The organism is Vibrio penaeicida, from assembly GCF_030689305.1.
GTDB classification, from domain to species: Bacteria; Pseudomonadota; Gammaproteobacteria; order Enterobacterales; family Vibrionaceae; genus Vibrio; species Vibrio penaeicida_B.
Genome location: NZ_JAUYVM010000013.1, coordinates 102,949 through 118,235, shown reverse-complemented (window position 1 = coordinate 118,235; position 15,287 = coordinate 102,949). Strand labels below are relative to the sequence as shown.

Sequence of the window (15,287 nt, the reverse complement as noted above, 5' to 3'; positions counted from 1 at the left end):
GCTTTCTTAGTACTCTCTTCTTTGTACCTATGTATCACTTGAGTGTAAACAGCGGCTATAACGGTGTTTTGTTATCCGGAATTGTAGTTACTTACAAATACCTAACGTCACCAAGTAAAGTATGTTAGTGTGTTAACTCTCCCTACAGCTTAGTAGGGGGCTTCTTTTCTTTTCCGAACTCGTCAATTCGGCATCCCTTAGCGGTCTCCCTAAGCCTAATCTACTAGGCTCTAATTATGTCAATTCCAACTAAGAAATTAAGAAACATTTTTCACTTAACCAGTTCTGGCTTAAATGAGACAGATGTACAAATTGCTTCAATGCCTCTCGAAAAAAATCCTCCCGAGCCATGGACTCCACTTTGTCATGATGTCAGCCCAGTCTTACCTACCGCTATCATTTATTGTGAAGGTAACTTCGGAAAGGTAGATGGAAAGACGGCTAACGGGTTGGTAAGACACTCCAACAACTACCGAATCTTATCGGTTTTAGATAGCGAAAATGCTGGTTTAGATTCTGGTGTGATTCTTGATGGGAAAGCAAACGCCATTCCTATTGTTGCAAACATTGAAGATGCCTTGCTTCACGCGAAAACAACTCCTGACTACTTTATTTTCGGAATCGCACCATCAAGTGGTTTGCTCTCTGATTCAGAGAAGGCAATTATTATAAACGCGATGTCACTAAACATGAGCATCGTTAATGGCTTGCATGAATTCCTCAGTGATGACCCTATTTTTCTTGAATCCAGTATAAAGAACAACGTCCATATCCTAGATATTCGAAAACCCAAAAAAAAAGAGGAATTACGAACATTTAGTGGCGAAATACACGATGTTAAGTGCCCGAGAGTTGCTGTTATGGGAACCGATTGTGCATTAGGAAAACGGACAACGGCAACAATACTCACAAGTGAGTTGAGACAAAAAGGGCTTAACGTCGTCATGATTGCAACGGGTCAAACCGGAATAATGCAAGGTGTTCCTTACTGTGTGGCATTAGATGCTGTTCCTTCTCAATTTTGTGCCGGCGAATTAGAAGCCGTTATTGTGAAAGCGTACGAAGTAGAAAAGCCCGATATCATCGTTATTGAAGGACAAGGTGCATTGAGCCATCCTGCATTTTCTACCAGCTCTTTTATATTGCGTGGCAGTTGTCCAACTGGTGTTATTTTGCAACATGCCCCTAAACGTATGTACCGTGTCGATTTTACCAACATGCCAATGCCTTCAGTAGCATCTGAAATCAATCTCATTGAGACTTTTTCTAATACCTCAGTTATAGGACTAACTTTGAATCACGAAGGGATGTCTTTAGATGAGATGCTTACTGCTGTTAGTGCCTACTCTGCTGAGTTTGATCTACCTGTTACAGCCCCTTTGCTACAACCCAAAGAACAACTTTTGAACATAGTGCTGTCAGCCTACCCTCTTCTGACAAGCAAAATAGAAAAAAAGGGGTGAATTATCCAAGGCTAGACATCAACTGTTGTAAAATTCGCCACAATGCTCAGTTTCTTATTAAACAGCTCTCTTTAAGAAATGTTTCTGTCACACCAGTAACGAAAGTGTGTTTAGGTCACCCTATTATTGCCCAAGTTCTGATTGATGCTGGTGCAAGTATGCTTGCAGATTCTAGAATCGCAAATATACAAAGAATGACGCAATCCGGAATTACGGTACCAACGATGTTGATACGTACTCCAATGCTTAGCCAAGTTGCACGTGTTGTTAAGTATTGTGATATCAGCCTTAATAGTGAAGTAGAGGTTATTCAAAGACTTTCACGCGCAGCAAAGCAGCTAAACACTAAACACGGCGTGATTATTATGGTCGAGCTTGGGGATCTGAGAGAAGGCGTTATGCCTAATCGTCTCATTGGCTTCATCCGAAAGATTGTTTCCTTACCCAATATCATAATAAAGGGAATTGGAACCAATCTAGCGTGCCGTTACGGCATCGCACCCGATGATGAAAAAATGGCACTTCTCTCGGATCTTGCCAATGAAATTGAAGACAAGTTTGGGATCTGTCTTGATATTATTTCAGGTGGAAATTCCGCTTCAATCAATTGGGTTTTAGATCATGCAGGTCAATCTCGAGTTAATAACCTTCGTATAGGGGAAGCTATTTTCTTAGGTTGCGTACCTATGGAGCAAGTACAAGTCCAAGGGTTACATACAGACGCAATTACATTGACCGCCGAAGTCATCGAATCTAAGATTAAGCCTTCTTTACCATGGGGGAATCGTGGTTCAAACGCTTTTGGCGAAAAAGAAAGTATTCAAGACAGGGGGGCCGTGTCTCAAGCCATTCTCGCATTAGGTCGTCAAGACGTCTGTGTCACCGGACTAAATGCTCCCAACAATATAAGAATTATTTCATCCAGCAGCGACCACTTAATTATTGAAACTTCGGAAAATTCTTTAGCTGTGGGAGACAAAGTTCAATTTGGCGTCGATTACAGTGCGCTCTTGTCGTCCATGTCTTCTAGCTCGGTCCACAAAGTATTCTACCAACCATACTCTTTTCGAAATCAAAGAGGGGATAATGACCCTGAACCAACAACGAAATACATTCGTACTATCCTTCATCATATTGCTTAGTGGCTGCTTATCAAGCCATATGTCAGTGAGTGCGTTATCAGACTTTAGGGCGACGATTATTTCAAGCCAGTTACCACTCAAGATTGGACCATTAACGTTAGTTAAAGCTCAATCAGACGGTCAATACGTCACTCTCCATTTTAATAAGGAAGGTATTCTAGATATGGATAAATTAATCAAACGTGTTGCTATACACTTCTGTGGTAGCCTTGAAACAAGAGACCTAATGAACCGCGGGGTGTCTTATCGAATCAGTACATATGACTCAACCAAGCTGGAAACGCAAATTCATATCATATCTGAAGAAAAATGCCTCTATTAACGCTAGGCAATAAATGAATGTATGAGCCTGTGTTCTTGCTTGGCTAAATTTTCGGGCTCAATACGATATCAATCGTTTACTAATACAGAGCGACGACACGATCAAACTCTGAACGATTAAATTCTGTTTGGCATAAAGAACCCGTAAATCACAGCAAAAACTTTTTGAAAGCTCAATAACTCCTAGTTGGTGTCTCTTAACTCAACGTCTTTTTTTCATTGTCCAGCAATACTTTTTCGCTTTCCTTCGATACCATTGAGGAACTTAAACAAATCACTGTCAGTAGACAAAACAAGCGTTGTGTTTTCTGCAATTATGGTCGAATAGGATTGCATCGTTCGTGTAAACTCATAAAGATGCACAGCCTCAGGGGTTTGATTGTACGCTAGGGCATAAATTTCGGCTGCTTTTGCATCAGCTTCACCGCGAATCTGCTCTACTTCACGATATGCTTCAGATTGGATTTTATTTAAGTCTCTGACTCGGTCACCTCGGATTCTTGCCGCTTCACCGTTCCCCTCAGATAGAAAACGCTCTGCAATTTGGCGACGTTCACTAATCATCCGCTCGTAAATTTTGGGGCGAACACTTTCATTGTAGTTAATTCGTTTAAAACGAATATCGAGCAATTCAATGCCAAAAATTTTTATTTTTTCTGATGCAGCAGAAAATATTTCTTGCTCTACGAATTGGCGTCCTTTTTGAATAGGAACAAGTGCTCCGATCTTTAATTCTGCTTCCTCATCACTTAATAAAGTGTCTCTTAGTGGATCTCGATTCTTATTAGTACGAATAATTTCGATCAATTTGTGTTTTGCCACTGCATTGCGAGTCTCACTTCCCAAAATATCATCAAGTCGAGATTGCGCACTGCGCTCATCTTTTAGGCGTAAAAAATACTGGAGAGGATCGGTAATTCGCCACCGAGCAAACAAATCTACAGAAATATACAACTTGTCTTTTGTTGGCATGTCAGAAGGGTTGCCATCCCATTCCAACACTCTTTTGTCGATGGTATTAATCTCTTGAATATACGGTATTTTTATATTCAGCCCTGCATCAATAACAGGCTCTCCAACTGGTTTCCCAAATTGAGTAATGATGACCTGTTGTACCTCGCTAACAATGTAGAGTGCGTTGTACAGGCTAAGAGAACTCCCTAAGAATAATGCTATTGCGACTCCTACTTTAATCGGTTTCATTGGGCTTCTCCTTGTGTTCTGTTTAGGTTGAGCAAAGGTAGAATATGATTGGCTTGTTCATCGATGATAATTTTGGAACGAATATTAGGTAATACAGCCTGCATTGTTTCAAGATAGATTCGTCTCTTAGTCACCTCCGGTGCTTTAGCGTATTCCGATAACAACGCATTGAACCGAGCCGTATCGCCTTCCGCTTCATTAATCCGTTTTAGGCGATAGCCATCAGCCTCTCTAATCCGCTGATCTTTTTCTCCTAAAGCCAAAGGGATGACTTTATTGTAATCTCGACGTGCTTCGTTAATGAGCTTTTCTTTTTCCTGTTGAGCCTGATTGACCTCATTAAACGAACTTTGGACAGGTTTCGGCGGATTGATGTTTTTTAACTGCACCTGATCAATACTGATCCCTAATGCATATTTGGTTGTTAACACTTGCATTTTAGCAAGTGCTTCTGACTCGATTTCTTGTCGACCAATCGTAATAACCTCATCCACTGTCCGATCTCCCACCACTTCACGCATGACAGATTCTGAGACATACCGGAGTGTTTCACTAGGCTCGCGGACTTCGAACAGAAATTTAATGGGCTCTGAGATTCGATATTGCACCACCCACTCGACAAGGGCTGCATTTAAATCACCAGTGACCATTTGCGTTTCTTGACGCCCAGAATTGGCTCGCGGACTTTGATTAGGATTACTTGCGCCAGGTGTTATAAACCCAAACTCCTGTTTAAGCTGCCGTTTCACAGGCACTATTTTCACTGTATCTATTCCAAGTGGCATCTTAATATGAAGCCCGGCTGGAACATTGTATACATATTTGCCAAACCGCTGTATCACAGCAACAGAATCACTCGGCACGGTATAGAAAGCTGTCCATAAGATAGGCGCTAATAAGAAGATAATTAGAGGAGTAAAAAAGCTTGAAGGTTTTCCTCCTGGTAGATTTTTTTTAAAGTATTGAATGATAGAAGTGAAAAATTCACCCAAATTTGGAGGATCTTGTTTTCCTCCTCCCCAGGGGTTGGGGTTTTCTGAAGACTGGTTACTCTGGAGCATGAGAATGCCCTCCAGTTATAGGTGAACAATTTTTCACCTATCTCATACATTGGGGGGAAGTAATAATTAACAAGAGTACTGCAACCTTTAATTATGCTTTTGAGTCTTCGTAACATGGATATATTGCCATTTCGAGTTTACTTTCATGAATGCTCTAATCTTTTTAAAGTCCGAGTTCTCGCATAGATGAATATGGGTTAGAGGCAAGCGATTCAACTGACCTTTTATGGCTTTTATCACTTCACTAGATGACACACTTGGCTAATTTCCCGTCGCCACCAAAACCATGCTCAAGATCACTTTCTCTTCACATAAAATCTAACATTTAGCCTCTCTTGATTATGTCATTTATGGAAAAATACAATGTTATTTATTCCAATAATGCAATAATAAAAAATCATTAACCTATTGATTTAAAATACATCCATAGCTTTAAGATAGACATTTAAATCGCATTTTTGGAAATTATACGACGCTCGCTTCTGGTTCGTATTGGGATTCGAATTTAAGATGAATGCATAACAATGATTAACAAGCCGATCACAAGGACGCTATGAGTACCCAAGAGCTAATTAACACATTCACCGAAATTGTCGGGCACGAACACGTTTTAACTCAGGAAAAGAAAACGGAGTATTACCGCTCTGGTTTTCGCTCGGGTAAAGGCAAAGCGCTAGCGGTGCTTTTTCCGGGTACGCTAGTAGAGCAATGGCGTTTGTTAAAAGCGGCAGTGGCAGCGAACTGTATCGTCATTATGCAAGCTGCAAAGACTGGTCTGACTGAAGGTTCCGCCCCCAGCGGTGAAGACTACGATCGTGAAGTGGTGATCATCAATATCATGCGCATGAACGCTTTGCACTTAATAGACAATGGCAAGCAAGTGGTGAGTTTGCCCGGTGTTAGTTTGCATCAGTTGGACAAAACACTGAAAACGGTTAACCGAGCCCCCCACTCTGTGATTGGTTCCTCCTCTATTGGTGCGACAGTGGTCGGGGGTATTGCGAATAATTCAGGGGGTGCACTCGTTAAGCGAGGCCCTGCGTACACAGAGCTCTCTTTGTTTGGGCAAGTGACCAAAGACGGTGAACTCGTATTGGTTAATCACTTGGGCATAGAGGGGCTTGGCGATACGCCGGAGGAAATCCTGACCAATGTCGAACAAGGCAACTTTGACCCAAGCAAGATTACCCATAATGATGCAATGGCATCAGACAGAGAATACGACGAGCGAGTGCGAGATGTAGACGCAGAAACCCCTTCTCGCTTTAATGCAGATTCTCGTCGCCTGTACGAAGCGAGTGGTTGTGCGGGCAAACTGGCGGTGTTTGCCGTGCGTGTAGACAGCTACCCTGTGCCAGAAAAAGAGCAAATTTTTTACATCGGTTGTAACGATCCTGCCAAGCTCACTATGTTGCGCCGAGAGATGCTAAGTAACTTTAAGCATCTGCCGGAAATGGGCGAATACATGCACCGCGATATCTTTAACCTATCCGAAACGTATGGCAAAGATGTGTTCTTTTCTATCCATCACTTAGGAACAGATAAGTTACCCAAATTTTTTGCTTTGAAAGCGAAAGTCGAAGCAACGTTAAAACGCATTCCTTTTGTTTCAAAAGATTTACCCGATATTTTGATGTACTGGGCAACCAAATTATTCCCACAACACCTCCCTAAACGCATGCTGCAATTTAGGGACAGGTATGAGCATCATTTGATTTTAAAAATGAGTGATGGCGGCATTGAAGAAGCCAAACAGTATCTTGAAAACGTTTGGTCGAAACAAGAGGAGTGTGAGCACTTTGAATGTACACCGGATGAAGGCAAAAAAGCTCTGTTAAACCGGTTTGCGGCAGCAGGCGCTGCCATTCGATATGAAACCATCCATTCTAAAGAAGTAGAAGACATCTTGGCTTTGGATATCGCATTGCGCCGCAACGATATTGATTGGGTTGAGCAACTGCCAGAAGAAATCACCAAAGATATGGTTATAGCGCTCTATTACGGTCATTTCATGTGTCATGTATTCCACCAAGATTACGTCTTCAAGAAAGGGGCAGACACGAAGAAAATCAAAGCCAAAATGTTAGAGCTTCTGACCCAAAAAGGGGCGAAATACCCTGCCGAACACAATGTTGGGCATTTGTATGAAGCTGAGCAACAACTCCAAGCCTTTTACCACTCATTGGATCCCACCAATACGTTCAATCCAGGTATTGGCAAAATGAGTAAGTACAAACGCAATTGCAGTTGTTGTGGGTGATTCACTCAACTCAGATATGCAACAAAAACCAACATGCAAATCAGCCAGAAATTAGAGTCTGGCTGATTTATTTTCAAACAAGTCATATTGACTTAAATGCTTATAAATAAATAAGTTACGAACAAAATTCAATCACACAAAAACAGGAGTTAAGTACTAACTGCGACAATCAAAAAGTTATATAGATTTTTAAACGCCGCGAATTTAAAAAACAATCCACCACATATCCAGCGCCATACTGTTTAAATCCCTACAAAAGCAGAATTATGCAGCAAAAAAGCGTTTTTAAATGACACCTTCCAGTAAATAGCAGAAGTGTTTGACAGCTCATACTTTCCGACAGACATGTTGCGAACATGTTACAGGGGTGAATAATACGCTCCTGACTACGCCTATAAAAACACAACATAAAAAAACACAACATATAAAAACTCTAAATCTCAATAAGTCTTTTTGACAGGAAGGAAACTTATGGACAAACGAATTCCACTTGCCTTATTGGCAAGTACCACAGCATGCAATGCTGCCGCCTCAAACCTTGATGACAAAATCAATGAAATCGTCGCACCGATCGTTAACCCTTTTGTAGGAATGATCTTTTCGAGCATTCCTTTCCCTTTTACTGACGTACAGGTGCCGTGGATTGTTCTTTGGTTAGTTGTTGCAGCGATCTTTTTTACCGTCTACCTTGGTTTCATCAACGTCCGTGGATTCAAACACGCGTTGCAGTTGGTTTCGGGCAAATTCTCCGATCCAAAAGCCAAAGAGGAAGGTGAGGTTTCCCACTTTCAGGCACTAACCACAGCGCTTTCTGGTACGGTTGGCTTGGGTAACATCGCGGGTGTTGCTGTTGCCGTCTCTATTGGTGGTGCGGGTGCAACCTTCTGGATGATTCTTGCAGGCTTACTTGGTATGTCGAGTAAGTTTGTGGAATGTTCTTTAGGTGTGAAATACAGAAACACCAACCCAGATGGGTCGGTTTCTGGTGGTCCGATGTACTACCTCAGCAAAGGTCTAACAAAACGCGGCAATGCGGCTCTTGGTCGCACGCTGGCAGTGTTGTTCTCTATCTTCGCAATCGGTGGTGCGCTGGGCGGCGGTAACATGTTCCAAGCGAACCAAGCATTTAAACAAGTTGTTGGCGTAACAGGCGGCGACGCTTCGTTCCTAGCAGATAAAGGCTGGTTGTTTGGTCTTATTCTGGCAGTGATCGTAGGTATCGTGATCATCGGTGGTATCAAATCTATCGCCAAAGTGACCGAGAAAGTGGTTCCGTTCATGGCGGCTATCTACGTTGGTGCGGCGCTTATCATCATCCTACTTAACTTCGACCGTATCGACGATGCATTTGGTGCCATCTTCAATGGCGCATTTACTGGCGAAGGCGTTACTGGTGGTGTCATTGGCGTTCTAATTCAGGGCTTCAAGCGTGCGGCGTTTTCAAACGAAGCAGGTGTGGGTTCTGCCGCTATTGCTCACGCAGCAGTTAAAACGAAAGAACCTATGTCTGAAGGTTTTGTATCGCTTCTAGAACCGTTCATCGATACCGTAGTGATTTGTACAATGACAGCGTTGGTTATCATTATCACAGGTTATCTAGACACAGATACTGGTTTAGCCGGCGTTGAGCTGACTTCTGCTGCGTTTGGTAGCGCCATTGGTTGGTTCCCGTACATTCTTGCCATTGCCGTTGTTCTGTTCGCATTCTCAACCATGATTTCTTGGTCTTACTACGGATTGAAAGCATGGACTTACCTATTTGGTGAAAGCAAAGCAGCAGAACTTATCTTTAAATTTATTTTCTGTACCTTTGTTGTCATTGGCGCAGCAATGAACCTAGGCCCTGTTATCGACTTCTCTGATGCAATGATCTTCGCAATGGCATTGGTGAACATTGTTGGTCTATACATTCTGGTTCCTGAAGTGAAACGCGACCTAGCGGATTACCTAGAGCGCTTCCAAGCAGGGAAAGTGTACAAAGTGCAAGACAACGCTGCTCAAGACTAAGCAGCCTTAGGCTAGTCAATTCAAAACAGCAGGCTTCGGTCTGCTGTTTTTCGTTTCTATACCGCTGTTTTTTATTTCTATACCAAAGCGCCTCAAGATGTTCGGGTATTATGTGTATCCATCTCATCACGATCCCTGTTAGGATAAAACGTGCCACAGTATTCCCATTCAAGGATTGATAGGAGATAAGGGTATGATCGAAAAAGGAAGGATGCCTAAGTTTGCCGCAAATTTAACCCTACTCTTTACAGAAGAATCCTTTCTCGACAGATTTGCACAAGCTCAAGCGTCTGGATTTCACGCTGTCGAGTGTTTATTCCCGTATGCTCACCCACCACAAGACATCGCAGAAAAGCTTGAAAAGCACCAACTTGAGCTGGCTCTGTTTAACCTGCCGCCCGGAAACTGGTCACACGGAGAAAGAGGATTAGCCGCTCTGCCAGACCGTGAAGAAGAGTTTCGAAATAGTGTTGAACTGGCTCTGAAGTATGCTTTGGAGCTTCGATGTAAGAAAGTACACGTTATGGCAGGCATTGTTGAATCGTGTTTTTCTCGCCAACAACATATCGCTACTTTCATCAAAAACCTTCGATACGCTGCCGACGCTTTTTCGCCATACGGCATTGACGTTATGATTGAGCCTTTGAACTGCCGCGATATGCTGGGCTACCTCATATCGCATCAAAAAGAAGCCGTTGAACTCATCAATCAAATTGACCGCCAAAACGTTAAGCTGCAATTCGATATTTACCACGCTCAAATCATGGATGGCGACATCACCACCCTACTTCGTCAATGCGCGCGCCATATTGGGCACGTTCAAATCGCCTCCGTGCCCGACCGCAACGAGCCCAACTTAGGCGAGCTTAATTTGCCTTACCTGCTCGATATATTAAACGAGGTTGGCTACCACGGCTGGATAGGCTGCGAATATCGCCCCAAAACCAATACCTATGACGGGTTGGATTGGTTGAAGCGATATCATCGCCCTATATAAGTTCACGCTTGATTGGTGTGTTTACCGCTTTCACCTTTGAGATAACCTAACCAATCATCAACAGGTAGTGGTTTGGCGAAGTAATAACCTTGAGCACAACGGCAACCTATTTTCACCAATGCGTCGACGTGGCTTTCGGTTTCTACCCCTTCTGCAATCACCGTTAAATCGAGCGCTTGTGCCATTTTCAGTACTGCGCTGGTGATCTCGTAATCGAGTTTGGATGAATTCACATCTTGAATGAAGCCTCTATCGAGCTTAATACAGTCTGCAGATAGGTTTTTGAGTACGGATAGCGAAGAGTAACCCGTTCCGAAATCGTCAATCGCAATCTTAAAGCCTTTTAAGCGAAGTGATTCTATGGTCCGGTCACAGGTTTCAAAATCACGCATCATGTCTCGTTCGGTTATTTCAAGCAGCAATTGATGCGGCTTGCAGTCCGTTTCGTCGAGAATACTTTGTAACTGTTCAGCTAAGTCCGTCATGTAGAACATTCTCGCTGAGAAGTTTACTGAGAATATGATGCCGTCTAAATTCGTTCCTTCGTTTTGCCATTCAGATATCAAACTGGCTACTTCCCTGAATACCCACTTGTCGATATCAATAATCAGGTCCGTTTTCTCTGCCACTTCGAGGAAATCAATAGGAGGAAGTAATCCCAGCCTTGGATGTTGCCAGCGCACCAAGGCTTCCGCTCCGATGACTTTTTGAGAATATAAGTCAATCTTGGGTTGGAAATAAACAACCAGCTCATCATTCTTAATCGCTTGGTGTAAACCGACATTGGTTTCAATCAAGTCGGTTACTTCTAAGGTCATCTTATCCGCATATACTCGGTACTGATCCCGACCGTTTCGTTTGGCGTGGTACATAGCCGTGTCTGCATTTCGAATGAGTGTTTCACCATCGGCACCATGGTTAGGGAATTGACAAACCCCAATACTGGCCGAAACAAACACCGTTTTATCTTGGATGTAATAGGGTTTTCTTAATGCTTTGTTGATGCGATCGGCCAGGACTTCACCACTCGATAAACTGTCTACTTTGGTCAGAACCACCATGAATTCATCCCCTCCCATTCGAGCGACAAATCCAATTTCCGAAATCAACTGGTCAAGAATTTCAGCAATGCTCGCTAACAAGTTATCACCCGAAGCGTGACCTAATGAGTCATTGATCGTTTTAAATTCATCAACATCTAAGTAAAGCAGTAGAAATGATGTTTCTTCTTCGGTCGCTTTAGCAATTTCCTCATCCAGCCTTTTGGTTGCCAGTAGCCTGTTTGCCAAACCTGTAAGGGGATCGTGATGAGCCAAGAAGTCGAAATTTTTCTTCTCTTCATTCAAATCAGAATACGCTTGAGACAGACGAACAGCCATCTTGTTAAACGCGTTCTCTATGTGGCTCCATTCATCTGTTCTTCCTAGGTTGATCGGTTTATTTGCGCCTTGAGACTCAAGACCTTCAAACCCTTCTTTTAAGTCATCAAGCGGTTTTCGAATGTGTCGTTTCACAACTTGGCTGATCAGTAGCAAGGAGGTAAGAAACGCAAGAATACTGATGATGATGGCATTAAATCTGGATTGGCTAATTTCTTGCTCTAGCTGCTGGGTAAGTTGCAGAGCTTGCTTTTGAACGCGCGCTTCTGTTCTTTCCACCATATCAAGCAATTCATTTTGCGCGCTCACCAACGCTTGCATGACCACCCAGCGTTGTTCTAAATTCGCGCTAATGCGCCGCAATGCTGCGTTGTAACGTCTTACCGTGCGCTTCATTCGTTTTTTTTGCGCTTTTACTTCATTGGTGTCGATGTCGACGTTTTCCAAATGCAGTAAAAAGATATCGAGTTCTTTTTGAATCTCGATTATTAGCACTTTCTCTGTTTCTGGTGTGATACGGCTGTGAATGCTACCAACCATTTTACCAACGGTGAGAAACACTTCGCGCAGCATGTTCACCAAATCGAGTTCATTGTTGTAACGAATATAGTTTGGCTCGCGAATGTGAGTGAGTTTGCTGTCGGCAACAACTAATTCAAGTTGATCAAGCTGTTCGGCTAAAGAGTCGTCAATTTCTTGGGTCTGTTTCAGGATTCGATTCAGCGCCAATGAACTCCCCAAAAAACGGTGAAAGTTATCGATAAATGAGTCCATTTTTTTCGAGAAATCTCGGTTAGTCGATAGATCTCTCAAACGCTGCAATTGAAGATCGATATTGAATGCTTCCTCGGACAACGTAGTTTCACTGAACAGAAACGTTTGCTCTAGCAATTTCACTCTTGAAGTCAGGGCGAAAACTCGGCGGCTGATTTCCGAGTTCACAGTCAGCACAGAAACGTGTTCGGAGGCTTCCGTTTTTAGTGTGGATTCAACGTAATATAACGAACGAATAACGGTGAACAAGGCGATACTAAGAATGGCCAATAGTAATAGATTGGAGAATATAATGCGCTGAGTAATACTGGCTTGATTTAATTTCATCGACCCTTCCATATTTTTAGGTAGGCGTCACGGTAACCATTTTGGGGGTCATAAATACCCGTATCTTCCTGATTGATAAGTTCCGCTACGTTTTCCGGTGTCACTAAGTGTACAGGTGCCGAATACCCACTTGGTGGCATACCATGAAAAGCTCGGTTTAGCTCATCGACTGTCTGCCAACCTTGCAGGTAAAGAGGCTCAGGAACGGTGGCTAACTGGAAATAATCTTGGTCTATGCGCTTATACGCCGCTTTACTTCCATCACCCGCAGAAATATTGTCTGAAACGGGCTTCCCTTTCTCTATATTGGACTCTAGTGATGGGATTGCGTAGTCGATGTATAAGTCATTAATAGCCAAAATGTGAGTGATCTGTTCTTCATGTTTATCCCAAAGGTACTCGAAGGTTTCTGGCATCTCCTCGGCTATTTTATCCAACGGTAGCGGTTGTACTTCCAATAGATTACAAGTTTGACAGCGCTTGATGGTATCTGCCATCACGTTGGCTTTTATGGTGGCAATCTCGTAGTTAGGGTCCGTGAATACCACAGCATTAACATTGCCGTTAGAATTCACAATTGCCAGTAGCGCCGCCACTTCAGCCACATCGATCGGGTCGGTCGTGATGTTCATGTACAACCCAAGCTCTTCATTTCCACCAGCCTGCTCGGTTGCATGCCAACCAATTACCACAATGCCTAGGCTTTCAGCAAGCTTCAGAGTTTCTCGGTGACGTTGCGCATCTATTCCTCCAAGAACGATAGCATCCGGTTCAAACCCAATGGCTTTTCGCAATGCTGCTCCCTGCCTTACTTCAGATCCCAATCCATCGATGAAGCGGAGATGCCAATCTAAGTTGGAAATGGCTTGTGACATTCCCCTTGCCACGCCATAAACGCCTCCATTTCTTAGATCGGAAGCAATAAAGATAATGTTTTTCTCGTGGACCATTTTCGGTCCGTCTGTAGGACCATCCCAATTCAGGTCACTTGCCACTGCTTTTGCAACTTTTTCGCGCGCATAAGCGAGAAAATCCCCATCAAAAGTATTGGCTATACTGTATGAGCTATAAGCAACTATGAACCAAGAAACGGACCAGCGTATGATTTTCTTCATATATTTGTATATTTAATTATTTTTTTGTAAGCATTTTTGTATAGATTAACAATAATGTTAATACATAATTAAACAATTGGTAACAGTGATGGGTGACCAGATTTATAAATATTTTCTTGCTGCAATATTCATAGCTCTAGCTACGACGCCAATGGAAGGCTTAACCAAGGACAACAAGGGCGAGAACTCCTATACACATCAAGTAGATGCAAACAAACTAGACAGTTTTCAAGTTACGGTAAGCGCCAACCCTGAACCGCTAACTAAAAAACTTAACAAGCCCGTTCGCATTGCAATTATTTATCCAAGCGCCGATATCTCTGATTTTTGGGTACGTAACTTCATAGCAATGACAAAACGTTTGGAGGCGCTAAACCTCCCTTTTGAAATCGATGAGTTTGCCTCAAAGCAGATAGAGCACTCGTTGCAAACACAATATACTGAAACGGTTCTCAATTCAGACATTCCATACGATTTTGTCATTTTCGGACCATCTGAGCTTGGTATACAAGCCGGGAATATTCAAAAATTATCTGCGGCTAGAGATTTTCAAACCTTCATTTGGGCGTTCCATACACCCAATCCCGAATGGAGTCATCAACCAGATGCTTGGTTTGATTTTTCCAGCGCAATGGGAGCAGAAGTACTTTGTGACTATGTAATCAAGGAGTTAGGGAAAGGAGTGGAATTTGCCGCTAACCGTGGTATTCCCGGAATCACCGATACTCAACGTTCACAAGGTTTTATCGACTGTGTGGAAGAGAAAGGCGATTGGCTTAGCCTTTACGAACATTTCGGACAGTATCAGAAGCTCGGGGGAGCTGATGGCGTTCGTTTAGTGTTAGATAATTTTCCTGAAGTTTCCATGCTTCATAATGCCAATACTGCCATGACCATTGGCGCTGTAGACGCCTTAATTGAAGCCAATAAGCATGAAGATATTTTTGTGACTGGTTGGGGTGGAACGGCAAAAGAGATAGAGAAAATAAAGCGCGATGAATTGGATGCCACCCCCATGCGCATGAGCGATGATTTGGGCGTAGCGACGGCTGAAGCAATTAAATTTTATGTTGAAAAGCGCGCAGCAGAAGTCCCGCATATCTATCTCGGGCGTATTACTGTGGCTCACAGTGGCATGAGTGATGTAGAGCTGAATACCCTCACTCGCGAGGCTTTTCGTTACTCCGGCCAATAAGCAACTTACATAATTCGCTATTTAAATTGCGGGTTGCTGTTCA

At 42.9% G+C, this 15,287-nt stretch carries 11 protein-coding genes; 7 read left to right on the top strand and 4 right to left on the bottom strand.

All coding sequences use genetic code 11. From position 1 onward, the window contains the following. Nucleotides 1-320: 320 nt before the first annotated feature. The 3 genes from Q8W40_RS19575 to gspS2 are packed head-to-tail and all read left to right on the top strand — an operon-like array spanning nt 321 to nt 2,927. Nucleotides 321-1,463 (top strand): DUF1611 domain-containing protein, encoded by a 1,143-nt coding sequence (locus Q8W40_RS19575; protein WP_370693408.1) that lies wholly within the window; start codon nt 321-323, stop codon nt 1,461-1,463. Further along, complete coding sequence (locus tag Q8W40_RS19570) at nt 1,460-2,605, top strand: alanine/ornithine racemase family PLP-dependent enzyme (protein WP_305399573.1); 1,146 nt, start codon at nt 1,460-1,462, stop codon at nt 2,603-2,605. The genes Q8W40_RS19575 and Q8W40_RS19570 overlap by 4 nt, the downstream gene beginning before the upstream one ends. Next, complete coding sequence (gene gspS2, locus Q8W40_RS19565; RefSeq protein ID WP_305399571.1) at nt 2,550-2,927, top strand: type II secretion system pilot lipoprotein GspS-beta; 378 nt, start codon at nt 2,550-2,552, stop codon at nt 2,925-2,927. Before Q8W40_RS19570 ends, gspS2 begins: the two co-directional genes overlap by 56 nt. Nucleotides 2,928-3,142: 215 nt before the next feature. Here the strand turns inward: gspS2 and hflC are convergent, their stop codons facing one another. After that, nucleotides 3,143-4,129 carry a protease modulator HflC gene (gene hflC, locus Q8W40_RS19560; RefSeq protein WP_305399570.1) on the bottom strand — a complete coding sequence of 329 codons (987 nt, stop codon included), beginning with the start codon at nt 4,127-4,129 and terminating at the stop codon, nt 3,143-3,145. After that, nucleotides 4,126-5,190, bottom strand: a complete 1,065-nt coding sequence (hflK, locus tag Q8W40_RS19555; RefSeq protein WP_305399569.1) for an FtsH protease activity modulator HflK — start codon at nt 5,188-5,190, stop codon at nt 4,126-4,128. The genes hflC and hflK overlap by 4 nt, the downstream gene beginning before the upstream one ends. A 553-nt stretch (nt 5,191-5,743) precedes the next feature. Here hflK and dld point away from each other — a divergent pair. The 3 genes from dld (at nt 5,744) to otnI (ending at nt 10,454) form a co-directional block, all read left to right on the top strand. Next, nucleotides 5,744-7,450, top strand: coding sequence for a D-lactate dehydrogenase (gene dld, locus Q8W40_RS19550; protein ID WP_305399568.1), 1,707 nt, complete (start codon nt 5,744-5,746; stop codon nt 7,448-7,450). 471 nt (nt 7,451-7,921) lie between these two features. Then, nucleotides 7,922-9,457 carry an alanine/glycine:cation symporter family protein gene (locus Q8W40_RS19545; RefSeq protein ID WP_305399567.1) on the top strand — a complete coding sequence of 512 codons (1,536 nt, stop codon included), beginning with the start codon at nt 7,922-7,924 and terminating at the stop codon, nt 9,455-9,457. 211 nt (nt 9,458-9,668) lie between these two features. After that, nucleotides 9,669-10,454 carry a 2-oxo-tetronate isomerase gene (otnI, locus tag Q8W40_RS19540; RefSeq protein ID WP_305399639.1) on the top strand — a complete coding sequence of 262 codons (786 nt, stop codon included), beginning with the start codon at nt 9,669-9,671 and terminating at the stop codon, nt 10,452-10,454. Between the two features lie 2 nt (nt 10,455-10,456). On the opposite strand, the gene Q8W40_RS19535 is transcribed toward otnI, so the two are convergent. Both Q8W40_RS19535 and Q8W40_RS19530 read right to left on the bottom strand, forming a co-directional pair. After that, complete coding sequence (locus Q8W40_RS19535) at nt 10,457-12,934, bottom strand: putative bifunctional diguanylate cyclase/phosphodiesterase (RefSeq protein ID WP_305399566.1); 2,478 nt, start codon at nt 12,932-12,934, stop codon at nt 10,457-10,459. Continuing rightward, on the bottom strand, nt 12,931-14,049 hold the full coding sequence (locus tag Q8W40_RS19530) for a substrate-binding domain-containing protein (protein ID WP_101113737.1): 1,119 nt from the start codon (nt 14,047-14,049) through the stop codon (nt 12,931-12,933). The genes Q8W40_RS19535 and Q8W40_RS19530 overlap by 4 nt, the downstream gene beginning before the upstream one ends. 151 nt (nt 14,050-14,200) lie before the next feature. On the opposite strand from Q8W40_RS19530, the gene Q8W40_RS19525 reads away from it, so the two are divergent. Then, nucleotides 14,201-15,244 (top strand): substrate-binding domain-containing protein, encoded by a 1,044-nt coding sequence (locus tag Q8W40_RS19525; RefSeq protein ID WP_305399637.1) that lies wholly within the window; start codon nt 14,201-14,203, stop codon nt 15,242-15,244. The last annotated feature ends 43 nt before the right edge of the window (nt 15,245-15,287 follow it).

Coding starts and splice junctions, on each gene's coding strand:
- hflC (WP_305399570.1), bottom strand. CDS start 4,129: ATGAAACCGATTAAAGTAGGAGTCGCAATAGCATTATTCTTAGGGAGT.
- Q8W40_RS19575 (WP_370693408.1), top strand. CDS start 321: ATGCCTCTCGAAAAAAATCCTCCCGAGCCATGGACTCCACTTTGTCAT.
- Q8W40_RS19525 (WP_305399637.1), top strand. CDS start 14,201: ATGGAAGGCTTAACCAAGGACAACAAGGGCGAGAACTCCTATACACAT.
- Q8W40_RS19545 (WP_305399567.1), top strand. CDS start 7,922: ATGGACAAACGAATTCCACTTGCCTTATTGGCAAGTACCACAGCATGC.
- otnI (WP_305399639.1), top strand. CDS start 9,669: ATGCCTAAGTTTGCCGCAAATTTAACCCTACTCTTTACAGAAGAATCC.
- gspS2 (WP_305399571.1), top strand. CDS start 2,550: ATGACCCTGAACCAACAACGAAATACATTCGTACTATCCTTCATCATA.
- Q8W40_RS19530 (WP_101113737.1), bottom strand. CDS start 14,049: ATGAAGAAAATCATACGCTGGTCCGTTTCTTGGTTCATAGTTGCTTAT.
- Q8W40_RS19535 (WP_305399566.1), bottom strand. CDS start 12,934: ATGAAATTAAATCAAGCCAGTATTACTCAGCGCATTATATTCTCCAAT.
- hflK (WP_305399569.1), bottom strand. CDS start 5,190: ATGCTCCAGAGTAACCAGTCTTCAGAAAACCCCAACCCCTGGGGAGGA.
- dld (WP_305399568.1), top strand. CDS start 5,744: ATGAGTACCCAAGAGCTAATTAACACATTCACCGAAATTGTCGGGCAC.